Genomic DNA, 25,096 nt, shown 5'->3' with positions numbered 1-25,096 from the left:
ATTGCGAATACTTCATTAACTCAAATAGCAGTAAAACTATTCTAAATATGATAGTTTAACCCTCTTAAATTGGATAATAGGCTCAAACTATTGAGTCATAATCTCAAATTGTTATATTTTTGATATATTTAACTTGTTCACTATTTTGTATTTCTGTTTTAATAAGTGAAATATTTTATGGTATCTCTATTACTGACATTATTTTGCATTGTCACGTCAGATTTTTCTTCACGGGAGAAGAAGCATGAAAATTGTTAGCCCTATAAGCAGAATTCGATGGGCAGTCATCTTTTCATTTAGCGGAGCACTATTGGCAGGCTGTTCCACGCCTTATCATACGGCAGCACCTATTTCCAGTGTGAATGATAGCCAATCTCGCCAGCCAACGACGCAAAGAGTGGCACCCGTATCGTCATCAAATACGGGGGTGAGTACGGCAATGCCGTCTGCACGCCCAAATTTATCAAGTAATACCAATACACAACCGGTTAGTCGTACTTCATCTTCAGGGCCTGTTACGACCAATGGAGAAGGGCGTATTGTGTATAACCGTGACTACGGCAATATACCAAAAGGCAGTTATAGCGGTAATAGTTATACTGTTCAGCGCGGTGATACGCTATTTTACATTGCTTATATAACGGGTAATGATTTCCGTGAGTTAGCATCTCGAAACAATATTCCTGAGCCATACAGCTTAAATGTAGGGCAAGTTATTAATATTGGTAACACAAATGTGAACTCGAGCACTCAATTAGCCTCAAATTCATCAAATAGTCATCAGCAACCGGTTGATCTTCGAACAACTAATGCGTATCCTGAAAATAGTGGTGGTCAAACTACAGGTAAGATGTTGCCTAATAATAAGAAACCTGCAACGCAAGTTTCAACGACGACAACAGCTCCGACGACCACAACTGCTTCAACCGCAGCTAGTAGTACAAATAATTCGTCAATAAAATGGCGTTGGCCGGCAGATGGGAAAATGATTGAAAGTTTCTCAGATGCTCAAGGCGGGAACAAAGGGATAGATATTGCAGGTTCTCGTGGTCAAGCTGTACTTGCTGCTGCTCCAGGAAAAGTCGTTTACGCAGGTAATGCTTTGCGTGGATATGGAAATCTAATAATTATAAAACATAACGATGACTACTTGAGTGCCTATGCACACAACGATACGTTGCTTGTGCGTGATCAACAGGATGTCACTGAAGGTCAAAAAATAGCCACCATGGGTAGTACTGGAACAAGTTCGGTTAGATTACACTTTGAAATTCGTTACAAGGGAAAATCAGTAAACCCGTTGCGCTATTTGCCGCAGCGATAAACTGGGCGGAATGCTTTGACATTCTGTCCGCATTATCAAGGGTAGGAGTCACTGATGAGCCAAAGTTCGCTGAAAGTTAACGAGTTATATAATGACCTCGACGAAAGCAATTTAGATGATGCATTTGATGAGAGTCAGTTTAAAGAAGAGGATCTAGTTTCAGAGCAGGATGAAGAAATGGATTTACTCCAGAACACAAACCAACGTGTTCTGGATGCCACCCAAATTTATCTCAGTGAAATTGGATTCTCACCGCTCCTTACAGCTGAAGAAGAAGTCTTTTATGCAAGGCGTGCATTGCGCGGTGATCTTGCGTCGCGTCAACGCATGATTGAAAGTAATCTTCGTTTAGTTGTAAAAATATCTCGCCGTTATAATAATCGAGGTCTTGCTTTACTCGACTTGATCGAGGAAGGGAATCTTGGGTTGATCCGTGCTGTTGAGAAATTCGATCCTGAAAAAGGGTTTCGATTTTCGACGTATGCAACATGGTGGATACGTCAAACGATAGAACGTGCTATCATGAACCAAACTCGTACAATTCGCCTTCCTATTCATATCGTTAAAGAACTCAATATTTACCTTCGTACTGCACGTGAATTAGCCCAAAAGCTGGACCATGAGCCAAGCCCTGAAGAAATCGCTGAACAGTTAGATAAACCTGTCGAAGATGTCAGCCGGATGTTGCGCTTAAATGAACGTATTACGTCTGTTGACACTCCAATTGCAGGGGATTCAGAAAAATCTTTGCTTGAGGTATTGTCTGATGATAATGATTCAGGTCCAGAAAATACAATTCAAGATAATGATTTAAAAGAGAATATTGTTAAATGGTTATTTGAATTGAACCCAAAACAAAGGGAGGTTTTAGCACGACGTTTTGGGCTTTTAGGTTATGAAGCAGAAACTCTGGAAGAGGTTGGGCGCGAAATTGGGCTCACTCGAGAAAGGGTTCGTCAGATCCAAGTCGAAGGTTTAAGGCGGTTAAAAGATATTTTACATGGTGAAGAGCTGACATTAGAAGCATTATTCAACATGTAGAGCACTAACTAGGTTAGTTATTCAAAATCCCTATAGATGAAAGTTTATAGGGATTTTTTTATATCAATATGCACGAGTTAAAGTGATTGGTACACCACTATGAAACTTAAAATCATCATCAGGGGTAGAAATTAGTTCAGCTTCAATAATACCAAAGTAATTAATACGTTCAGTGATATCCTGTTTGCTAATTAATTGCGCTAAGTGTAAATAATCTTGGTAATGACGTGCCTCAGAACGCAATAATGAAATATAAAAGTTAGCCAGTTGCTCATCTAAATAAGGTGCCAGTTTCGCAAAGCGTTCACATGAACGGGCTTCAATATAAGCACCAATAATGAGTTTATCAACCAAGGTTTTAGGGTCATGAGGGCTAATATAGCTAAATAAGCTTTTTGCATAACGCCCTGCGGTTATCCCATCATAGGGAATATTCCTTTGGTGCATAATTTCAAGAACTTGATAAAAATGGTGAAGCTCTTCTTTGATAAGCAATACCATTTTATCAATTAAGTCTTGGCTATAAGGCGATTGTTTTTTCGCGAGTATTTGCTTGGAAATTTGGTTTTTATTTTTTAACGTATATATATCGCCAATTCGATCATAAGCGAATGCTTCATAGGGTTTAAACCATTCAAGTAATACAGTAGCACTTTGCTTATCTACCGCATATTTGCGAATTAAAAACATGGCACTTTGCGCGGCTTTTAGTTCGCATAATAGGTGGTCTTTTAAAATAATGGGTAAGCTTTCAGGTAAACATGCTTTTTGCACCCAAGCATCGGGTGTTTCACATTGCAAAAACTGGCGGATTGGCGCCAGTAATTGTTGATACTCATTCATGTTATATATTCATGTCCTTTAAACGATAAATCCAATCAAGGGCTTGGCGAGGTGTGAGTTTATCCGGGTCAATACTGTCTAATGCCGCTAGTGCGGGTGAGGGCTCGGCTTCTTCTGTGGTTAAGAAGCTAAGTTGCGCACTATCAACATGGCTGGTATTGGCATTATTGGAGATAACCTCAAGTTCTTTCAATTTCTGTTTAGCTCGCTTGATGACATCCTTAGGGACACCAGCAAGAGAGGCTACTGCTAGGCCATAACTTTTACTGGCGGCACCATCTTGGACATTATGCATAAAGGCAATAGTATCACCGTGTTCAATGGCATCAAGGTGGATGTTGACAGCACCTTCGAGCTTTTCTGGCAGTGTAGTTAACTCAAAATAGTGGGTAGCAAATAATGTCATTGCTTTGATTTTATTCACTAAGTTTTCAGCACAAGCCCAAGCGAGTGAAAGCCCATCATAGGTGGAAGTCCCTCGTCCTATTTCATCCATTAATACTAAACTATGTTCAGTTGCATTATGGAGAATATTCGCTGTTTCAGTCATTTCAACCATGAAGGTTGAGCGGCCAGAAGCAAGGTCATCAGAAGCCCCAACACGGGTAAAGATCCGGTCAATTGGACCAATAACCGCTTTACTCGCAGGCACAAAGCTACCGATATAGGCTAGCAATGTGATCAATGCAGTTTGGCGCATATAAGTACTTTTACCACCCATATTTGGCCCTGTGATGATCAGTAGGCGACGCTGCGGTGACAGTGATAGAGGGTTAGATATAAAGGGTTCACTCAGTACTTGCTCAACAACTGGGTGGCGGCCTTCAGTAATCTGAATACCTGCTTTTTCAGTGAGTTGTGGGCAAGCATAGCCTAAAGTATCTGCGCGTTCAGCAAGGTTTGCTAATACGTCTAGCTCAGCTAGTGCTTCTGCACTGGTTTGTAATTCAGCAAGATGAGGAAGTAACATATCAAATAGCTCATCATATAATGCTTTTTCAATTGCTAACGCTTTCCCTTTTGATGTCAGTACTTTATCTTCATATTCTTTTAATTCAGGAATAATATAGCGTTCTGCATTTTTTAGGGTTTGACGACGAACATAGTGGATTGGAGTTAGGTGGCTTTGACCTCGGCTGACTTGGATATAGTACCCGTGCACCGCGTTATAACCAACTTTAAGTGTGTCTATCCCCAGTTTTTCCCTTTCGCGAATTTCCAGTTTATCTAGGTAATCTGTAGCACCATCTGCGAGTGCACGCCATTCATCGAGTTCACTGTTATACCCTGGGGCGATGACGCCGCCATCACGAACTAAGACTGGCGGAGCATCGATAATGGCTCTTTCAAGTAACGCTTGTAGTTCGTCAAATTGGCCAATCCGTTGTTGTAAATCTTGCAAGTAGGCGCTATTGGATTGCCCCAAGATTTGATGAATATCTTGGTATTGTTGGAAAGCATGGCGCATGCGCGTTAAGTCACGAGGCCGTGCAGAACGTAACGCAAGACGGGCCAATACACGTTCTAAATCCCCAATTTGACGTAAAAAAGGTTGCAGTTCAAAACCACATTCCTGTAGAGCCCCAATAGCTTGCTGGCGGTTATTCAAGACTTGAATGTTTCTTAAAGGTGTATGCAGCCAGCGTTTTAACATGCGGCTACCCATTGGGGTGACACACATATCTAAAATTGCGGCAAGGGTATTTTCTGTACCGCCGGCTAGGTTTTGTGTGATCTCTAAATTTCGACGAGTTGCTGCATCCAAAATGACATTATCATTTTGTTTTTCCATCACAATACTGCGAATGTGGGGTAACGAAGTACGTTGTGTATCTTTCACATATTGCAGTAAACAGCCTGCTGCACGAAGGGCTTTGTGGGCATTTTCGACGCCAAACCCGACTAAGTCTTTGGTACCAAACTGTAAGCCAAGCTGCTGTTTTGCCGTATCGAGTTCATATTCCCATAATGGGCGACGACGTAACCCTTTATTATGTTCAATAAGTGACATGCTAGCGAAGTCTTCTGGGTACAGTAACTCAGCAGGGCGAGTGCGCTGAAGTTCAGCTTGCAGTGCTTCTTCGTCGGCAATTTCGCTAATAATAAAACGCCCAGAGGTAATATCTAAAGTGGCATAACCAAAACCTTGTGGGTCTTGCCAAACCGCGGCCAGTAAGTTGTCTTGCCGCTCATTTAAAAGAGCTTCATCAGTAATGGTGCCGGGGGTGACAATGCGTACGACTTGGCGCTCTACCGGCCCTTTGCTTGTTGCTGGGTCGCCAATTTGTTCGCAAATTGCGACAGACTCACCCATTTGCACCAATTTGGCTAAGTAGCCTTCGGCGGCATGGTGAGGAACCCCAGCCATTGGTATAGGTTGCCCCGCAGATTGCCCGCGTTTAGTGAGCGAGATGTCCAATAATTGAGAGGCTTTTTTTGCATCATCGAAGAAGAGTTCGTAAAAATCACCCATACGATAAAACAGCAGTATGTCTGAATGTTGTGCTTTTAGTTTTAAATACTGCTGCATCATGGGGGTGTGGGATTCGAAACTTTGCTTATCAGTCATAATATTGTCTGTTCTAACGTATTGAGTTAACTAAATTCTGTGAGTTTATTCGAAGATTGTATTCAGGTAATAAAATACCACAGATCGTAATAAATGAGTGTAGATAAAAGTACATGTCGCATAATTCGCTATAGTATGACGTGGTTATGAGCAGGGGCAACAGTATTGGGAAATAAAAGCTCTGAAATGTGTGTATTCTCTCGGGATGTTGATCCGGTGAATATCTTATGATTGTTTTATATTCAAGAACAATTTAGTTTAGAATTATATTAGAGGAAGGAGTTAGCTTTGCTAGCTAAATTAATTTAATCTATATGGTTATTTGTAGACGATAAATCTCAGCTAATATTTTTTATTAATGTTAATCAACTGGTTATGGATGGGCGCTGACCTTTATCCAGAATGGATTTATTACGAAAAATCGCTTAAATATAGGTTTACAAAAATAACTAAGACTAATCCATAAATCAGGTACTTGTGTAGACCTTAATATTAGAATGGGTTAAAAAGTTAATTCATATACGAATTGAGAGGTTTTCATGAAATTTAGCACATCAAAAGCGCTAATTATCGCTACGGCAATTGCTATACCGGCATTCTCTTATGCTGATGCTACCCCAGATACTAAAGTCACAGAGGGCCCTCTCAAAGAATGCTATGAGCAAATTGCAGATGCTCCACGAACTGCGGTTCAAGCTTGTTTGCAAAGTAAATTAGATAAAGCCGATGAGCTAATGAAGCAAGCACTTACCGACAATGAAACACATCTAAAACAGTTGAATTCATCTGCGACGACACAGGCGATTACATCATTAAAAAAATCGCAGGATGATTTCCTTGCATTTAGAGTTAGTGAGTGCCAACGTCAGGCAGATGCATTACTCGGTGGAACCGGAATGGGGGATGTAATGCTAGCGTGTAAAGTGCAGCTAACTTACTCACGAATTGAAGCGCTTAACCCATAAAAGTTGTTCTTATCGGGGTGCCTTAAGTTTTTTATGCATATGGCAGTAAATTGCTTTCGTCATGGTTGCGATAAACAAGATAAGAAATGTATCCAATATGGGAATTCACCCTTATGACTGGCAATTTGAGCCCCTTAAGTTCGTATTAAGGGGCTTTGTTGGTTATCGCGCTGCCTTTTTCAGCTTTTCAACTTGCTCAACGGTAACAGGGTTACTTTGTCCTCCCCATTCGGCTCGCGCCCATGAAATTAAATCGGCTATCTCTTGTGATGTTAAATCATCTGCAAAACTTGGCATGGCGTACATACGTTGGCCATTAGGGAACGTTGTTGTCGGGATACCGGTTAATACCACACTTATAAAAGTCTCGGGGCTATCCATTGCTAAAATAGCGTTACCTTTTAAGGCTGGAATGCCATTAGGAACGCCTTCCCCTGTGATGCCGTGACAGCCTGCGCAGGTCGACATATACATCAGACGCCCTTGCTCCATAGTCCCTGCGGTATCAGCCATTTGTTGGCTATTAGCTTCAGGAAGTGGAGCTGGCGGCTCTTTTTTGCCAAGTACTTTTCCTTGTTTATTGGTCATTAAATAAATAGCCATATCATCGACATCACTTTTTTTCATCTGACTAGTGGAAAAGTGTGTGACAGTGCTCATATCTGCAAAAGCAGAGCCTTGTGGTGCGTTACCTGTGAGTAAAAATTGGCTTAGTGAGGCAGTATCATAACCATGCTTAGACAGTGCTGCGGCAGTAATATTAGGAATTGCCAAACTTGCTTCCTCCCCACCTTGAAGTGAACGTGAAAACTCTACGCCCATCATAAGGTTACGTGGTGAATGACAGGCGCCACAGTGAGCTAACCCTTCGACAAGATAAGCACCGCGGTTCCATTCGGCAGAACGTTGCGGGTCATGTGGTGCATTTCGTTTCGGGAAGTTCAGTAGTGTCCAAAAGTTCATAAACGGACGAACTGGGAGGACAAAAACCCCTGTATTTTCTTTGTTTGGCACCGCCATGGGAGGAAGTGACATCACATAAGCATATAAGGCATCAATATCTTCTGATGTTGTCATATGTGTAAAGACAAAAGGCATCGCAGGATAGAGGTTCCCTCTTTCTTTGCCAATACCGTCTTTTAATGCTCGATGGAAATCGGCACGCGTATAGTTACCGATGCCGAATTGTTTGTCGGGGGTGATATTGGTGGAATAAATGGTCCCAAATGGCGTTTCAATGGCTCGTCCTCCTGCCGCTAGCGGCCCCTCAGGCAAAGAATGACAACCAAAACAGTCTCCTGCTGTTGCCAATTCTTGGCCTCTAGGCAGTAATTTTGCGATTTCTTCTGAGGTCAGTGGTTTATCGATATTAGTTGCGATACTTGAGGTTCGAAATGCACCGAATAGGATAGCAAGCATAAGCGCTATGAATATTACGATGATGATATAGAACGTTTTACGTATGGAGCTAGATTTAGTCATTGTCTTTCCCCTTAGTCTATTACACAGCCGGGGGTGTCGAGAGCAACTTTTCTCACCGCTTCATAATAACGTACATAGCCGGTACAACGGCAAATATGTTCGTTGAGAGCTTCTTCTATTGCATGTTCTAGCTCTGCGCGTTTAATTGGGTGTTTCTTGAGCTTATCAAGAAATACCGTCGCGCCAGTGACAAAACCAGGGGCACAATACCCACATTGGAAAGAGAAGTTTTCGATAAAGGCTTGCTGGATTGGTGTTAATTCAATGACGTTGCCTTGTTCATCAAGTTTAGCTTGCCCCTCGATGGTGACAATATTTTTATGATTAAAGTAATGAGCACCAAAGATGCAGGTGCGGCTTTCAATCGTTGAGCCATCGGGTTGAATTTCCATGATGGTGCAAGCGTGGCAGATCCCTTGCCCACAGCCGAAGTGAGTACCAGTGAGGTCTAAATATTCATGTAAAAATTCAATCATTGGCATACCAACAGGGACATCAATAGGACCAATTTTTTTGCCGTTAATGGTCAGTGTTAATGGCTTGCGCTCAATAATCGGAACGGCATTTTTGATATTCATGAGAGGGCCTTTTTAATTTTATCAACCGTAATCGGGAATTCGTAGAAACGCTTGCCTGTAGCGTGGGTTAATGCATTACTAGTCGCTGGTAAGATGGGGATCATTCCAAGTTCAGCCATACCTTTTGGTGGTGAGGTCTCAGAAAGGGGCGGTAAGTAATCAATGGTTTGCTGCCATACGGCGACATCTTTAGCTCGAGGCAGAACATAGCGGTTAAAATTCCATGTTCCATTACCGGGGCCATCTTCATATAACGGGAGCTCTTCCATTAATGCGTGACCAATCCCCATTGCGGTGCCACCTTGGATTTGCCCAGATACTAATTCAGGTACAATCATAGTGCCGGGGTCCATAATCATATGGTGACGCATGATCTCGACTTCGCCAGTCATGGTATTGACATTTAGCTCAACTAAACAGGATGCGGGCGTCACTGTAGTCGGGTCGGCTTTTGCGCGCTGTGTCGGCGGGTAGTAGGCAATATTACGTTTAATGAAATGATAACCGCCTGTTGTCATTTGTTTTTTCAATTTTTGTGATGCACCATCACCATAACGTACAGATATCGCATCAAGAGGGAGGTTTTTTAAGCCAACAGTAGGAATATCAAATTCTGCACGAGCCCATTGCCAGCTTGAGTATCCATGTACGGCGACGCCTGTAATTAACCCCATTTCATGGGCTCTTTTTGCAAGTTTGTCGAAGGGAATTGGTTTCATGCCTCCGCCGCCAATACCTTCAGGCCCTACTCGGATATCTGCGAATTCGACATTTAAGCCATTGAAAGCTCCACCACCAGGACCTTCACTCCAAATACTTTTTGCGGCAGGCCAGAGTGTGTTTTCCAATAGAAAATGCCCGGCTTGGCGAGTACCAAAACCAATGTAGTAAACGCCACTAGATGAGCTCATATCAGGGATAAGAGCGGGCGTCCAATAAGGATCAGTTTTAGATAACTCATCTTGTTTTTTCTGGTCTGCCCAACTGGTTTTAAGGGGTAACTCCTCAAATTCAGTGACGCCAAACTCGACAACATCAGGGGCTTTACTCAGCGCTTGCCATACCATCACTTGTTGTGCGGTTGTGCCGCCAGTACCAATTTCTTGCATACAATGGCGCATGGTGAGTTTGCCATTGGCGTCAAATTCTAGGGAGAGGATAGTAGGAACGCCACTTGAGCCGTAAACTTGTTGTACTTGAGCAAAACCAACACCGTAGAGTTTCCCCAGGTTTTTTGCTTCATATTCTGCTTTATTTTTATTACGTTCGACCCAAATTGGGTGGTTTTCTGCTAGGTTTAACATTTCTACATTGCGAGGATCGCCTGCAATAACACCACCTTGAGTATTTGGATAACCTTCTAAAATAGCGTTACGGCGGCGTAACTCGATAGGGTCAATGTTAAGATCATGGGCGATTTCATCGACCATTAACTCGGTGACCGCCATAGATTGTAATGACCCAAAACCACGCATAGAGCCGGCTTCAACTGCAGGGGTCGCCATTGCTAAGGCTGTTAAGTCCGATTTAGGGAAATAATAAATCGATTGGGCTCCACGGACAGCAACGTGAGATACGGCAACGGAAAGGTTTTCACGACCTCCGCCATTACAGTTATAAGTACCTTTTAATACATCAAATTTACCCGTTTTTTTATCACCCACAATGGTGACATCCATTTCAATGGAATGGCGTTTCATCCCCATTTGAAATTGTTCATAGCGGTCGTTTGCCATACGTACTGGTAGCCCATCGGCATAGAAACTTGCCACCATAGAATAGAACGGGAAAACCGAATAGTCTTTTGAGCCATAACCTACCGTAGAGCCAGTTAATAGCACAATATTCTCGACTGAAAAGTGTTTATTGTTTTTAGATAACTCTGCTGCTGCATTTACTACACCAGCAGGTGATTGTGTCGCAGTTAAAATATGCAGTGTTTTGGTTTGTGCATCATACCAAGTGTTACAGTTATCTGGCTCCATAGCACAGGGGTCGATAGACTGAGAAAAACCGTGGCGTTCAATGACAAATTTATTGGGGTCCTGTTTTGCAGCTTCGACCTCTTGCTCAATTTGCCGTGCATAATCCATGGCTTTTTCTTGTTTATCCGGGTGTTTTTCTGCTTGGTGTAAGGCTTGAATAAAACCACCCCCGCGATCTTTTCGAATGAAGGGTGGAATGGTTAGTGCATGTTTAGGGTCATAAGGGGGCCAAATGGGGGTATTACCATCAAAACCGCCTTTAATTCCTGAATCTTGGTAAGGAGAAAAAATGGAAGGGGAAAGTGGTGTTTCACCCCCAATGCGAACGTAACGGGCTGCTCCATAGTTAGCTGGCGGTTTGGGGCCGGTGACGGCACCGTATTTTACCGTGTTCGTTGCAAACCGTAGCATTCGTTGTGCAGCACTAAAATGATCAAAATCCTGATAAATTAAGATGGCAACAGGGTGGCCGATAATAGGGGGCGTCTCACCAAGAGGGACTAAAATATTGGTGCCATAGAACCCTTTTCCCATACTAGTATCTTGAGGAATATTTAAACCATCTCGTATAAGGTCTTCTTGCAAAACAATTTTATCGGGTTGTAGATTTGGCCCTAGCATTGAAATGTCGATGCCTTCAAAGGTTTTATTCGCTTCTGTTGCTTTTAACATAAAGGCATAACTTTGTTTTTTAGGCCAGCCAGGAATATCTTTTGCTCGGTAATCGCGTGCAAAGTTTTTGCGTCCTGTTACCTTCTCCACACCGTCCCAACGAAAACGAGCTTTACCATTTTGACCGATCCAATCTGTTGGGGGTGAATCTGAATCAAGCTCCATTGCACTAGCAAAAGGTAATTTACCGACCATAACAGCAATACCTGCAATGGTTCCGAGTTTGATAAAATTGCGTCTAGAAATTTGTCCCGACATTTAGTGCTCCCTGATTATATTCTTAGGAGATTTTATTAGTGATGGAGATAAATAATTCATCTTAATTGTTAATAGTAATATTATTTTGTTTCGATGATATCTATTCTAAAATTGATGATTAATATCAGATTGCTCAGTAAGTTAGATAAGAAATTATGTAAATAGTAAGGTTATCTATAGAGGTATATCAAGAATGAGTAAAGGGATTTATTCAAGAAAGTGAATAATATTGTTAGAGTCATCTTAATATGACAGTGTTGAATAAAGTCACTGAGTTTTATCGGGGTATGATTTAATTAAATCAAATGGAATATTATTAATAAATACATAAAATCAACATGTATTTAATGATATAGAATCGGTTGTTATGCGCTGATTTGGTGGCGAACTATCGAGCTTGTTAATATTGCTACAAGCTCGATAGCTGCTTTTTAGTTGTTACTGACGTAATGCTTTAATTTTATCTGGGGTGACATCTGCGGGTTGTCCCCCCCATTGGACCCGAAGGAAATTTACCAAATCACTGATTTGCTCATCTGTAAGTTGGCCTGCAAATCCAGGCATACTTTGCATGTTTTGGTTATTTGGGAATGGTTGTTCAGGTAAACCATCCAAAATGGTATTAATTAAATTAGTACTATCTACATCACGAAGCGTTGAATTACCTTTTAGCGCAACAGCGACATTAGGTTTTCCTTCTCCATCGTATGAATGGCAGCCAGAGCAAGTTTCCAAGTAAATTTGGTGGCCCTGTGGAGAACCCTCACCTATATTTAATGGTGAAGTTGCGGGTGGGTTGTCGCCCATTAAATAGGTCGCAATGGCTTTGTTATCTTCAGGTGTGAGATGTTGTGAGCTAAGATAAATCACCGGGTGCATATCACTGAAAGCAGACCCTTGCGGAGCGATACCGGTCATAAAAAATTGTTGCAAGTCCTTTGTTGTCCAACCGCGAGCTGCGAGAGCTTCAGGTGTAATATCTGGCGCCATAAAACGGCCTAAAGACCCACCTTTCATAAAGTTATCTAAATCCATTTCACCAAGTTTTCCTCTTGGAGTATGACATTCAGCGCAGTGCTCTAACACATTGACTAAATACTTTCCTCGCAACCATTCAGGAGAGCTACCTTGTGAACTATTTGGTAGGGGCTTATCGTTAAAAAACAATAAATTCCAGCCAATCATTGCCATACGTTGGTTTAGTGGAAAGGGCAGTTCGTTCTCAGGAGGAGCGACATCGACAGCAGGTTGGCTCATGAGGTAGCTGTAAATAGCATCAGAATCTTCACGCGTTATTCCTTTATAAGAGGTATAAGGCATGGCCGGATAAAGGTGCTTGCTAGGGGGAGAAATACCCTGAGTCAAAGCGGTATAGAACTCGTCTTTTGTCCAACGACCAATACCGAAATCAGCGGATGGCGTTAAGTTACTGCTGTAAATTGTCCCGAATGGCGTATCCAGAGGGAAACCGCCTGCCAGTGGTGCGCCATTGGCACTTGTATGGCATGCAGCGCAGTCACTCGCAAGGGTAAGGTAATGGCCTCGTTCGATTTCTTGTGCTGTCGCGGTAACTTTTTGCACTGGGCCATCTAATGTACGGCTTTCGTACCAATACAGCACAGCCCAAACGATAACAATGATGGCTATAAGCCATAATAGAATGCGTTTAATCATTTTATGGTCTCCTTGAGTAACCCTGGAGTACTGAGGACCACATCGCGTACGGCTTCGTAATAACGCACATAACCGGTACAGCGGCAGATATGATTATTAAGGGCTTGTTTAATCGCTTCTTCTAAATCTTCTTCGGCAATTGGGTTTTTCTGCAGTTGCTCAATAAAAATAGTTGCAGCATTAACAAAGCCGGGGGTGCAATAACCGCATTGAAAACTAAAGTGTTCAACAAAAGCTTGTTGCACTGGGGATAAAGTAATGTCGCCATTTTCTTCTTTAGTTGCAGCGCCTTCAATTGTGCGAATACTTTTATTATTAAAAAAATGAGCCCCTGTGATGCAGGTTCGTATTTCTTCACTTGTATCGGATGGGTTGTCTAATATCACGACACAAGCGTGACAAATACCTTGCCCACAGCCGAGCCTTGAGCCTGTTAGGTCTAGGTATTCATGTAAGAAATCAATCATCATTAGGCCAGCAGGGACATCTATCGGTCCATAGGATTGGCCATTGATAGTTAGGGTGAGAGGAAGGAAATTTATGCTCATGATATTACCTCTATGATGTCTTCAGGGCGAACTGGCAGGCGCAGGAAGTGATGTCCTGTTGCGTCAGCAATGGCGTTAACGATAGATGAAACGACAGGGATCATTACGACCTCTGCGACACCTTTAGGGGGATCTGTTTCTGAAAGCCCCGGTAGGATTTCATTTGTCTGCTTCCAGACGGCAACATCACTGGCTAACGGCATATGATAACGGTTGAAATTCCATGTTCCGTTACCCGGTCCATCTTCATAGAGAGGTAAATATTCGTGTAATGCGTGGCCTATCCCCATCGCGAGTCCACCTTGGATCTGCCCTGAGACAAGCTGAGGTACAATAAGGTTGCCACATTCAACAACAGTATGATGATCTAGAAGTTCAACATGCCCCGTTGCCTTATCAATTGAGAGCTCAGAAAGTGTAGCAACAGCACTGTAGTAGGTGACACCTGCATTATTACGTTGTGTGTCAGGATAATAGGCTTTTTCACGATGCCAAACTTGGTAATCTTGATCTGCAAAGCGTAAAGAAAGACCATCAATGTATAAACGACGTGTCTCACCATTAATTTTGAAGTCAGCTTCAGCCCATTGCCAGCGGTTAAATACGTGGCAAACGGCGCCTGTAACCCCACCCATTTGGAAAGTTCGTTCAACTAAGCGAGATAAACTCAGTACTTCTAATCCATTAGCGGTTAAGCCATTTTCAACCCAACGCGCATCTTCACGTCGAACAACGAGAGGAGCGGCTTGTCCATTACCAATACCTTCTTGCCAAATAGACATCGCAGCAGGCCATAAACCATATTCGAATATTAATCGAGCGGCTTCATTCGTACTTTGAGTGAAGTAATAAGCGGAATTACTCGCACTTGCTGGTGAACAATAATTAGGTGTCCAAAGAGGGTTCTGTGCTAAGCGTTCCTGTTCTTCTTGTGACATAGCGAATGGATTACCACTCGAAACCATCGGTAATACAGACCAATCAACGACAGAAAAATGAGCTTCTTCTGCAGGTTTACCTAGCCATTTAGCGCAAACCACCGACTGAGAGGTTGACATACCTGTGCCAATTTCCGCTCCACTGTGATAGATAGCAATTTTACCTTCAGGAGTTAGCTCGACGCGGGCAAATGAAGATTCAGCTCCTGTACCAAAGTCTTTTTGTACGCATGAAATACCTGTGCCAAATAGTTTTCCACTATTTTTTGCTTCAAAGTCGGCTTTACGTTTGGCTCTTTCTAGCCACATGGGGTGCTCAGCGCAACGGGATAGCACTTCATCGGCACGAATTGCGCCGCCAGGGATAGCGCCTTGGGTATTTTTCATACCTGATTTAATCAGGTTTTTCATTCGAAACTCTATAGGGTCTGCATTCAGTAATTTTGCGGCTTCTTCCATCAACATATCGGTGGCAGCCATTGCTTGCAAAGTCCCATAGCCACGAGCTGAGCCAGCATCTACAGCCCTTGACGCAATCCCGACTGCTGAGAGATCACTACGAGGGACGTAGTAGATTGCTTGGGCGCCAGTTGCCCCGACCATAACAACCGAAGGGGTAAAGTTACAGCGCCCGCCACCATCGCCAATGAATGATGCAGAAAGCGCTTCGATTTTGTGGGTTTTTTTATTAACGGCTAACGTGTAATCCATATCAAAAGCATGGCGTTTAATACTGGATTGAAATTGCTCATAGCGGTCATTGGCTAACCGAATTGGTACACCATCACCATAGAGTGTTGCCATAGCACCATAGTATGGAAATGGTGCATGGTCTTTGGAACCATAACCCACGGTAAAACAAGGATGTAAGAAAATTTGTTTAATCGGAAATTTTGATTTTGCCAACATCTCAGGTAGCGAAGCTGCGACTTCTTGAGGAGATTGAGTTGGAATAACTAAATGGAATGATTGGTTTTTTGCATCATACCAACCATTAGCATTATCAGGCTCAAGTGCTGCGGTATCAATAGATTGTGAGAAATAGTTACGTTTAATAATTAGCCAATCTTCAGGTGGGTTTTCTAACTGCTTGGCGAGTTCATCAGCATAAAACATGCCTTCTTCGTCCAGTTTTCCGCCTTCACGCCCTTCGGGCCAAACTGGTAGATGTTTTTTCATCCCGATAGGGGAAATTGGCATGTCTTTTAGACTAGAGTATACATCTGGTGAATAAGGCGTTTCTCCGCCAATTCTTACACCGCGGTAAGTTCCCCAAGGATTGCGTTCGAGAGGGCCAGTATAAGCGCCATATTGAATGATATCATCACGGAATTTTAGCGTTTCTTTCGCGAAGTTAAATCTAGCGAAGTCATGATAAATCAATAAAGCGACCGCTTGACCTAGATATGCGGGGGTTTTCCCTGTAGGTAACAACATGTCATCACCATAAAAGTCAGGGAAGGCGACACCATCTTTTTCTAAATCTGCTGCCGTCACAAGGCGATCAGGCATTAACCCATCTTTAAGACGACTGAGGTCAAAACCTTGATAGATTTTATCGGCTTGAGTAACTCGAAGTAGAAATGCATGACCCTGTTTTTTGGGCCAGTGAGGGATATCGCGAGCGCGTATATCTCGAGCAAATACTTTTTCTCCTTGAACTTTGGAAAAGCCATCAATTCGAAATTTTATTTGCTTATCTACGGGATTCCAATCTGGAGATTGAAGGATTTTTTCCTCGAATAGCACGTCAAAGGCACGGCTATACAAAGGCGCTAAATAAACAGATATCCCAGCAATAACGGCACATTTTAGAAAGTGTCTGCGGGAGAGTTCGACATTGCTTTTGCTCATAATACACCCTTACACTTATTTTTACTGTATCAGTGTTTTTATTTTTATAATTGCATTGATATTTATTCTATATCCATTTAACTATTGTTCAACTACTAATAATTAGCAAATTAATGAAAACTAAAGCTTGTTATCTTATTGAATATACCTTATCTATGAGATACGCAATAAATATATATACACATAACGTAACCTATGAATATTGGCATTTTAATATTAGCAGCAGGAAAAAGTGAACGTTTTCAAAAGGCTGGAGGTAAAGGAAGTAAATTAAATCTCGTGCTTGATAAGCAAACAGTTTTTGAGAAAACTTTATATAATTCAATGGGTAGTGGGCTTCCGATTCATGTGGTTACTCGCCCAAATAATGTTGATGTTATTAATAATTGCTTACAGTTTAACATTTCATTTTCATTGTTAAATAGTGATGGGCTGGGTGATTCTATCGCATTAGGTGTTAAAGAAACATGGCACTTAGATGGGTGGTTGATTCATTTGGCGGATATGCCATATATAAATAGTGAGTTATTTGTATGTGTAGCTAATGAATTAAAATATCATTCATTAGTAAGACCTATATATCAGGGGTGCCCTGGTCATCCTGTGGGGATATCTGCTAAATACTATTTAGATTTAATTAGATTGACGGGGGATGAAGGTGCAAAATCGCTATTACACCATAATGTTGTTTATGAAATGGATATAAATGATAAAAATGTTATTAAGGACATTGACTATCCAAGTTTTGATAACAAATAGGGAGCAAATATGTTGCGTGAAGATGTTTCTGTTATCTCTCAAGCGGTTGTTTGGATAAAAGAAGGGCCTATCTGGCTATGTACCGTATTGAATACTTATGGCTCTTCACCTAGAAGCCCTGGCTCTCTTTTGGTTGCAAGAAGTGATGGTCAGTATTCAGGCTCGCTTTCTGGAGGTTGTATTGAGGAAGACTTTATTCAACGAATTAAACAGACTGAATATACGGATAGCAGCCAAGTCGTACGTTATGGGCGAGGTGGCATCGAAGCCAAAGTAAATTTACCCTGTGAGGGGAGTTTAGATGTTTTAATAGAATATTTACCAAATAATGAAAAATCACTTAATTATCTAATCGAAATTCAAAATGCATTATTGGGTTATTCTGCAATTATCAAAAAAGTGACATTGCCGCAGCCCGGAGTGATTAATACGGTAAAGGATATTGAGTTTTCAACACAGATAGAACGAGATGGTCACGATATTCAATTATACATTGCAGCTCCCCCAAAACTGATTATTGCTGGCATTTCAACAGTTGGCGCTTATTGTGCTAATTTTGCACTCACTTTAGGCTTTGAAGTGATTATTTGTGATCATAGAAATGATGAGTTATCACGTTTTTCGCAGCAAATTCCCTCTCAGATAGAAACTATACCTGTATTTCCTGCCCGTTATTTAGAAGAAAAGGGGTGTTCTCCTAATAGTGCAATAGTTTCATTAACTCATGACCCGCGGATCGATGATTTGACATTAATGGAAGCGGTAAATACAGATGCATTCTATATTGGTGCAATGGGCTCTGTAAGAACAAGCGCTCGTCGAAGAGAGCGTTTAGTTGAGACGGGCGGTATGTCAGTCGATGAAATTAAGCGTATTCATGCACCTATTGGTATTCCTATTGGGAGCAAACCCCCCCCTGAGATAGCATTAGCTATTATGGCGGATATTGTTGCTTATAAAAATGGGGTGAATTTGTCTAATCAGGTATGTGATAAGAAAAAGTTGATGACGACGGCTTAAATAGCGTGTGATATTGAAAACTAAAGTTTCCTAACCATGGCTTGGATGAAAAAACAGTGAGCCTTTAATTTTAGGCCTCACTGTTTTTATTGATAGCGAGGTATACAGTTAAAGTATATTAGGACTGGGAAGCAATAACCATAATCTCAACAAGTACTTGGTCACGAGCCATATTAGCTTCAACCGCTGCACGCGCAGGGCTATTTTCTACAGGCATCCAATTTTCCCATGCTGCATTAAAGGCGGAAAAGTCTCTCGCCATATTTTTAATCCAAACTTGAGCAGATAAAATACGGGTTTTATCACTGTTGCTTGCTGCTAATAAAGCATCTATTTTCGCAAAAACTTCTTCAGTTTGTTGCGTAATATCGCCAGTTAAATCATTCGGTACCTGCCCTGATAAATAAACAATGCCTGCATGTTCAACACTATCAGCTAAGCGTGGTTTTGGGTTATTACGTTTAATGAGCATAGTTACCTCGTGAATCCAGTTAAAGAAATAGGTGATTTTTGTTCTGTAATAAGTTTAGTTAATATTTCTGCACTACCAGCAGCGAGTGTGAAACCTAAACTGCCGTGACCAATATTTAGCCACAAATTGTGGTATGCAGTTTTTCCTAAAATTGGGGGTCCTTTAGGTGTTGATGGACGTAAACCAAACCAACTTTCGGCGCTATCAACTTGTGGTAGCTCAGGAAAGGTTTTTTTTATGATTTTTTTGAGCGCTTTTATTCTATTTTCGCGTAAGCCAGCCGTGTCATATCCAATATCGACCATGGCAGCAATACGGAGTTGGTCATTAAGTTTGGCATAGACAATCTTATTTCCGTAATCAGTCACGTTAATTTTAGGTACTGTATTTTCTGTTTGTGGATATTTCACACTTAAGCTATACCCTTTAAGACCTAATATTGGCACATTAATTTTGAGCGACTTCAATAATTCACGACTGCCGTTACCTGCACAAACAATAAAATCATCGGCTTGAATTATTCCCTGGTGTGTCGCTACGCCTGTAATACGGTTATCTTGTTTAATGAAATATTGGACTGATTGTTGTAAACAAAGATTAAATTGCGGTTGAGTTTGCAAATATTGCAAGAGATTTTTACAGAACAAATAACAATCAGCACTTTCATCATCAGGGGCATAGATGGCACCGACTAATTGGGACTGTATATGTTTTAAAGAGGGTTCCAGTTCGATGATTTCAGCGGGTGTTAATGTTTTTTGGAATTGTTTATCGGCGGTTTCGCTGGCTTTTAGAAAGCTTTTCGAATCACGGTGTATAATTAGTTTGCCTGATTTTTCCCACGCAAAATCGCCTAAATCACCTTTTTGACGCCATAAATTCATCATATTTTGGCTTAATAATGATAAGCGTAAAAGATGGTCTCCATTGATTCTATTGGTTTTTCGGTTACAAGCTAATGTGAATTGTGCTAACCAAGACCATTGGTGCACAGACGGGGTTATCTTTAAATTTAAAGGCGAGTCGTTTTTCCCCATCCAACGCAAACCTTGTAAAGGCACACCAGCATCGGCGAGTGGGGACACATAGCGATAACTAAGCTGACCACCATTTGCAAAACTGGTGTGCATTCCAACATCTGTTTCAGACTCAATTAACGTGACAGTTTGCCCCGCTTTAATTAATGCATATGCGGTACTTAGTCCAATCACACCGGCACCGATAATCACCACATGTTTAGCCATAATATTCTATAACCAATAATCACTAAGGAGTTATTATTTAACGGTGAATAGGTTAACTAAACAATTGAGTTTTCATTACCAGAGTATAACTTTTGGTTAACTGTTTTATTCCTTTTTTCCAAAGTTAACGTCAATGTATTGACGTAATTTTGTGCCGCTTTCGTTAATGGTCTATCCGCGCGATGAAAGACGGAGACTGCGAGCTGTAAATCTTCTTTGAGAGGGTAAATCATTGATTCGGGTAAGGTATGCTCAGCTGAGAAAATATCGGTGATGCTACACCCCAACCCAGCTTGGACGAATTCAGCTGCCATATGATAAGTATGAACGCTAATGTTTGACTCTAAAAACTCATGGCGTTCTTGTAATAATTGAGCCAATGAATCTGAGCCAGGGTGTATCCAACGCTGTTGATCAATATCGATAAGAGAAACAGGTGAGTGTGATGGTGGTTTACTGTCTACATAGACCAACGGAATATTAGCAATCGGCAGCATTGTGATCCCACCTTCAATACTTAGGTTGAAGCCTATGCCAATATCTAAGTCTTGCTGAGTTAATAACTGCATAATATCTGTTGTGTGATGTGTTCCTATGGTCAGTTTAATATTGGGATGTTTTTTTATAAACAGAGCCGTTACTTCGGGAACGAGGTTTAACCCCAAGCTGGGGAGACACCCTACAGCAAGTTTACCTTGAGGGTTACGTGATAAGTTTTGTGCTAAAATTCTTAGCTTTTCTAAGTTGTGATAAACTTCTTTGGCTTCTTCAAACAGCAAATTGGCTTCATCAGTAGGGAGCAATTTCCCTCTTATCCGCTGAAATAACACTAGCCCAAGTTGTTGCTCTGCATGTTTTAAGGCTTTACTGGCTGCTGGTTGTGAAATATGTAAAACTTCTGCTGCACGAGTTAAAGACCCACAGGTCATGACTGCATAAAAAATATCAAGATGCCTTAATTTCATTGTATAAAACCTACTATTTTTCGCTATATCACTATGTTAGCGAAATCATTTAAATTAATCCGGATAAGTCATCACGTTGTTACGATGAATGTGAGCGATTACTCTATTTTTCGCTAATCAAGTTTTTCTTAGCGCAAAGGAACCAGTAAAGTTCAATAGTCTTTGAGGGGAAACGTGGGTAACTGAAAAGAAACAGAGAAGCGAGCCTATAGCTTTTTGTTATAGGCTCGCAAGTTATACTATCGTGTTAAGTAAAGTAAGTACCGATTTCAATAAAGATCTTAATTATGATGCTATTTGCAATATCAACAATAAAGGCTCCAACCATTGGAACAACTAAAAAGGCTTTATGTGATGGGCTAAAAGCTTTGGTAACTGTTTGCATATTGGCAATAGCTGTAGGGGTTGCCCCCATACCAAAGCCACAATGCCCTGCACTAATAACGACAGCATCATAATCTTTACCCATCATCTTAAAGGTAACAAAACAAGCGAATAGCACCATAACCATAGTTTGTACGGCAACGATGATTAAAACAGGCCCAGCCATACTCGCTAATTGACCAAATTTGAGTGACATTAATGCCATGGCTAAAAATAGTGATAATGCGACACTGCCTAATACATCAACGGTTGGCTCAAAAACCTCATGTTTAAATACATGGGTTAATACATTACGGATAATAATACCAACAAATAAACACCACACAAAAGTAGGTAAATGCAACACGGTATCTTTAAATAATTCACTGATATATCCACCAGCGACGATGCAGATAATTAACATCGAAATGGTCTCAATCACATTATTTGCATTAATTTTCCGCTTAACGCTAGGTTGTTCAAAAGCCTCAATAATTGTTTCTTTTTCAAGTTCAGTGGCTTTTGGAATAGTGACTTTTTTCAATAAGTGACGAGCAACAGGACCACCAATTAACCCACCTAAGACTAAACCGAGGGTAGCGCAAGCCATCGCTAATTCAACTGCACCTGTGACACCGTATTTATCAGCCAGTATTGGCCCCCAAGCTCCTGCATTACCATGCCCACCGGTTAACGTCACTGACCCCGCAATTAAACCAATAAATGGGCTTTCATTTAATAAAACCGCCATTCCCATTCCTACTGTATTTTGAATGGTAATCAAAATGGTTACTGCGATGGTTAATAAAACGAGAGGTTTCCCTCCTTTTATTAATCGAGAAAAATCTGAACTTAACCCAATTGATGAGAAGAAGGTGATCATTAGAATGCTTTGTAGTGAAGCATCGAAAGTAAATGAATAACCTACTGTTTTATCAACGATTAATAAAATTATGGCAACAATAAACCCACCGACAACGGCTTCAGGAATATGGTTTTTTTGAAGAAATGGTGTGTATTTAACGACAAACATACCAATCAATAGCGCCAAACAAGCGACTAATAAAGTGTAGCTGGCATCTAGGATCATTATTTTACCTCAAGTTAGTTTACCAGAACTTTCACTGTTGTTATTTAACATTAGCGACAAATTAAATTACTTTGCTTAACTTTTGTTTAACAATGAGTTTTGTTTGGGTATCTATAACTTTTAGTTAACCATGATCTATAACACTATTTAGATATTGTTTTTTTCGTCGTTGAGTATTTTTGTGAGAATATCACTAATTATTTGTTTTTATGGTTTTTTTTGTTTTTGTGCCGTTTTTATATCGTAATGATAATGGTGTAAATGAGGTGTTTTTTTATCTGAGAAAGGTAAAGAGATAATCGAAAGGAATGATAAGAAGTGTGATGTGTGACATAAAAGAAAACCGCCACTAGTAAGAAAACAAAATAGTAATCTGTATGAATAATATAAGGTTTGTATCAAAAAATTAGCATTTTAAATAGTGACAATACCGGTTTTAAATTTATGGCTTAGAATTAAATAAATAACATTATTATTAACAAAAATCACAGTTTAATTTTGTTTGTATATTGTTATTTAGTGTTTTTCAGCATCTTTTTATTATTATCATAATAGGTTAATAGTTTAACTATTTGTTTTTTATCTTAATAAAAGATTGTTGACACTCATTTTTATTTTAAAGTCTTATTTTTTCTTAATATAGTGAGAATAAAATTTTTGCTATGATGTATTACTAAAGCTTATGTAAATCAATGGAGAATGTAGTTTGATCAAGGCTTATAAGATTACTCGGTAGCCCACTTAGTTATGATGATTTTTATGGAGTGTTTTAAATGAAAAAAACCATTCGGCAGGTAACATTCGAATTATTACGTAAATTAGGTGTAACAACCGTTTTTGGCAATCCAGGCTCAACAGAAGAAACATTTTTAAAAGATTTTCCGAGTGATTTTCGTTACATCCAAACTTTACATGAGTCTTCGGCTGTTGCCGCAGCTGATGGTTATGCTCAAGGTATGCGTAAGGTTGCTATGGTGAATGTACATACATCAGCAGGTTTAAGTAATGCGATGAGTAATATATTAACCGCCTATATGAACCGGACACCATTGATTATTACTGCCGGCAACCAAACGAGAGAAATGTTATTAATGGAACCTTGGCTGACAAATATCGAACCCGAAACACTTCCGAAACCGTGGGTGAAATGGAGCTATCAGCCTGTACGTGCTGAAGATGTCCCTGCTGCATTTATGCGGGCTTATGCTATGGCGTTGCAACCACCCGCAGGGCCTGTGTTTTTATCAATTCCGCTGGATGACTGGGATAAAGAGACACAAATGACTATGCCAACTGTTCGTTCAGTTTCGGAGCGTATTGGTTATGATCCTCTTCGTTTACAGGAATTTGCAACTGCTTTATCTAACGCTGAAAACCCCGTTTTGATTTACGGTTCAGCAATTGCAAGGGGACAAGGGTGGGATGTGGCTATTCAATTGGCTGAAAAAATCAATGTACCAGTCTGGTCTGCTCCTGCATCCGAACGGCCTCCATTTCCTGAGGATCATCCTTTATATGCTGGTGGATTGCCTTTTGCGACAAAGCCATTATCAGAAAAACTGAAAGGTCATGATTTAGCTATTGTGGTCGGTGCACCCGTTTTTCGCTACTACCCTTATGTTGCGGGAAGCTATATCCCTGATGGTATGCGCTTATTGCATATTACAGATGACCCTATTGAGGCGGGGAGAGCCCCTGTTGGTGATAGTTTATTAAGTGATGCCGTTTTAGCGCTGGAAGGGTTGCATCAATTGGTGATGCCAAGAAAAATGGCTAAAACAGTGGTTAAGCAACCGCATGGTATGGCTCCTCATTCTACAGCAGAGACTCAGAACACTTCGGAAATATTAAGTGCCTCTCAGTTATTCCGCGCTCTGAGAGAGGTTTCCCCAGAAGATACTGTACTTGTTGAAGAATCCCCGTCTAATTTAGGCGAGTTACACCAAGAATGGCCGATAACGTTACCCGACTCTTTTTATACATTTGCGAGTGGTTCGTTAGGTTGGAATTTACCCGCGAGTGTTGGTATTGCACTAGCAGAGAGAGACAGTGGGCGGCATCGTCCTGTGATGGCAATTATTGGTGATGGTTCAATGCAATATTCTATTCAGGGTTTATGGAGCGCAGCTCAACATAATTTACCGATTGTTTTTGTGATACCTAAAAATAATGAGTATGCGATTTTAAAATCATTTGCGGTACTTGAGAAAACACCGGGGGTACCGGGGCTTGATATTCCAAACCTGGATATAGTTGCATTGGGTAAAGGATACGGTTGCAGCGCGGTAAGGGCTCAAACCGTTGATGAAGTCAAAAAAGCCTGCCAAGAAGCATTTAATCGTAATGGACCCACGGTGATTGAAGTTCCTATTTTACCGTCTATTCCTCCACTTATCTAATTAACAAAAATAGTCCCTAGAATGGGGCTATTTTTGCCTATCTTTTATTGTAA

Annotated in this window: 18 protein-coding genes; 6 read left to right on the top strand and 12 right to left on the bottom strand. The window is 40.9% G+C overall.

Translation table 11 applies throughout. The annotated features are described in order from the left end of the window. Window positions 1-244: 244 nt before the first annotated feature. Together nlpD and rpoS are read left to right on the top strand one after the other, a co-directional pair. Complete coding sequence (nlpD, locus tag ACIPUA_RS23090; protein WP_048608194.1) at window positions 245-1,324, top strand: murein hydrolase activator NlpD; 1,080 nt, start codon at window positions 245-247, stop codon at window positions 1,322-1,324. A 54-nt stretch (window positions 1,325-1,378) separates the two neighbouring features. Beyond that, entirely contained in the window at window positions 1,379-2,365 is a 987-nt protein-coding gene (rpoS, locus tag ACIPUA_RS23085) for an RNA polymerase sigma factor RpoS (protein ID WP_042848924.1), read from the top strand. Between the two features lie 63 nt (window positions 2,366-2,428). Here the strand turns inward: rpoS and miaE are convergent, their stop codons facing one another. Continuing rightward, on the bottom strand, window positions 2,429-3,208 hold the full coding sequence (miaE, locus tag ACIPUA_RS23080) for a tRNA isopentenyl-2-thiomethyl-A-37 hydroxylase MiaE (protein WP_042848923.1): 780 nt from the start codon (window positions 3,206-3,208) through the stop codon (window positions 2,429-2,431). Between the two features lies 1 nt (window position 3,209). Further along, the gene (gene mutS / locus ACIPUA_RS23075; RefSeq protein ID WP_042848921.1) at window positions 3,210-5,777 is read right to left on the bottom strand and encodes a DNA mismatch repair protein MutS; all 2,568 of its coding nucleotides are present in this window, start codon (window positions 5,775-5,777) and stop codon (window positions 3,210-3,212) included. 539 nt (window positions 5,778-6,316) lie between these two features. On the opposite strand from mutS, the gene umoC reads away from it, so the two are divergent. After that, on the top strand, window positions 6,317-6,742 hold the full coding sequence (umoC, locus tag ACIPUA_RS23070; protein WP_048608137.1) for a lysozyme inhibitor LprI family protein: 426 nt from the start codon (window positions 6,317-6,319) through the stop codon (window positions 6,740-6,742). Between the two features lie 162 nt (window positions 6,743-6,904). On the opposite strand, the gene ACIPUA_RS23065 is transcribed toward umoC, so the two are convergent. The 6 genes from ACIPUA_RS23065 to ACIPUA_RS23040 all read right to left on the bottom strand — a co-directional run bounded on the left by ACIPUA_RS23065 (window position 6,905) and on the right by ACIPUA_RS23040 (window position 16,731). Then, window positions 6,905-8,224, bottom strand: a complete 1,320-nt coding sequence (locus tag ACIPUA_RS23065) for a cytochrome c (RefSeq protein ID WP_042848920.1) — start codon at window positions 8,222-8,224, stop codon at window positions 6,905-6,907. An 11-nt stretch (window positions 8,225-8,235) separates the two neighbouring features. Then, window positions 8,236-8,802 (bottom strand): (2Fe-2S)-binding protein, encoded by a 567-nt coding sequence (locus tag ACIPUA_RS23060; protein ID WP_042848919.1) that lies wholly within the window; start codon window positions 8,800-8,802, stop codon window positions 8,236-8,238. Beyond that, window positions 8,799-11,717 (bottom strand): xanthine dehydrogenase family protein molybdopterin-binding subunit, encoded by a 2,919-nt coding sequence (locus tag ACIPUA_RS23055; protein WP_449060205.1) that lies wholly within the window; start codon window positions 11,715-11,717, stop codon window positions 8,799-8,801. Before ACIPUA_RS23055 ends, ACIPUA_RS23060 begins: the two co-directional genes overlap by 4 nt. Window positions 11,718-12,155: 438 nt before the next feature. Further along, window positions 12,156-13,391, bottom strand: coding sequence for a cytochrome c (locus ACIPUA_RS23050; RefSeq protein ID WP_042848917.1), 1,236 nt, complete (start codon window positions 13,389-13,391; stop codon window positions 12,156-12,158). Continuing rightward, window positions 13,388-13,939 carry a (2Fe-2S)-binding protein gene (locus ACIPUA_RS23045; protein ID WP_449060204.1) on the bottom strand — a complete coding sequence of 184 codons (552 nt, stop codon included), beginning with the start codon at window positions 13,937-13,939 and terminating at the stop codon, window positions 13,388-13,390. The genes ACIPUA_RS23050 and ACIPUA_RS23045 overlap by 4 nt, the downstream gene beginning before the upstream one ends. Next, on the bottom strand, window positions 13,936-16,731 hold the full coding sequence (locus ACIPUA_RS23040) for a xanthine dehydrogenase family protein molybdopterin-binding subunit (RefSeq protein WP_048608130.1): 2,796 nt from the start codon (window positions 16,729-16,731) through the stop codon (window positions 13,936-13,938). Before ACIPUA_RS23040 ends, ACIPUA_RS23045 begins: the two co-directional genes overlap by 4 nt. A gap of 195 nt (window positions 16,732-16,926) precedes the next feature. Between ACIPUA_RS23040 and ACIPUA_RS23035 the strand changes: the two genes are divergently transcribed. Both ACIPUA_RS23035 and ACIPUA_RS23030 read left to right on the top strand, forming a co-directional pair. Next, window positions 16,927-17,490 (top strand): nucleotidyltransferase family protein, encoded by a 564-nt coding sequence (locus ACIPUA_RS23035; protein WP_042848914.1) that lies wholly within the window; start codon window positions 16,927-16,929, stop codon window positions 17,488-17,490. 9 nt (window positions 17,491-17,499) lie between these two features. Next, on the top strand, window positions 17,500-18,510 hold the full coding sequence (locus ACIPUA_RS23030) for an XdhC family protein (protein WP_449060203.1): 1,011 nt from the start codon (window positions 17,500-17,502) through the stop codon (window positions 18,508-18,510). Between the two features lie 118 nt (window positions 18,511-18,628). Here the strand turns inward: ACIPUA_RS23030 and ACIPUA_RS23025 are convergent, their stop codons facing one another. The 4 genes from ACIPUA_RS23025 to gltS form a co-directional block, all read right to left on the bottom strand. Then, window positions 18,629-18,982: a RidA family protein gene (locus tag ACIPUA_RS23025; RefSeq protein WP_449060202.1), complete on the bottom strand. Its 354-nt coding sequence runs from the start codon at window positions 18,980-18,982 to the stop codon at window positions 18,629-18,631. Window positions 18,983-18,984: 2 nt separating this feature from the next. Next, window positions 18,985-20,226 (bottom strand): D-amino acid dehydrogenase, encoded by a 1,242-nt coding sequence (locus ACIPUA_RS23020; protein WP_042848911.1) that lies wholly within the window; start codon window positions 20,224-20,226, stop codon window positions 18,985-18,987. Window positions 20,227-20,282: 56 nt separating this feature from the next. Further along, the gene (locus tag ACIPUA_RS23015; protein ID WP_048608127.1) at window positions 20,283-21,191 is read right to left on the bottom strand and encodes a LysR family transcriptional regulator; all 909 of its coding nucleotides are present in this window, start codon (window positions 21,189-21,191) and stop codon (window positions 20,283-20,285) included. Between the two features lie 247 nt (window positions 21,192-21,438). Further along, complete coding sequence (gene gltS, locus ACIPUA_RS23010) at window positions 21,439-22,644, bottom strand: sodium/glutamate symporter (RefSeq protein ID WP_042848909.1); 1,206 nt, start codon at window positions 22,642-22,644, stop codon at window positions 21,439-21,441. 773 nt (window positions 22,645-23,417) lie between these two features. Between gltS and mdlC the strand changes: the two genes are divergently transcribed. Further along, the gene (gene mdlC / locus ACIPUA_RS23005) at window positions 23,418-25,043 is read left to right on the top strand and encodes a benzoylformate decarboxylase (protein ID WP_071548554.1); all 1,626 of its coding nucleotides are present in this window, start codon (window positions 23,418-23,420) and stop codon (window positions 25,041-25,043) included. Window positions 25,044-25,096 lie beyond the last annotated feature (53 nt).

The organism is Providencia sp. AGC89, assembly GCF_053543535.1.
The sequence above is the reverse complement of the archived record's forward strand: the minus strand, read 5'-3'. Positions and strand labels throughout refer to the sequence as shown.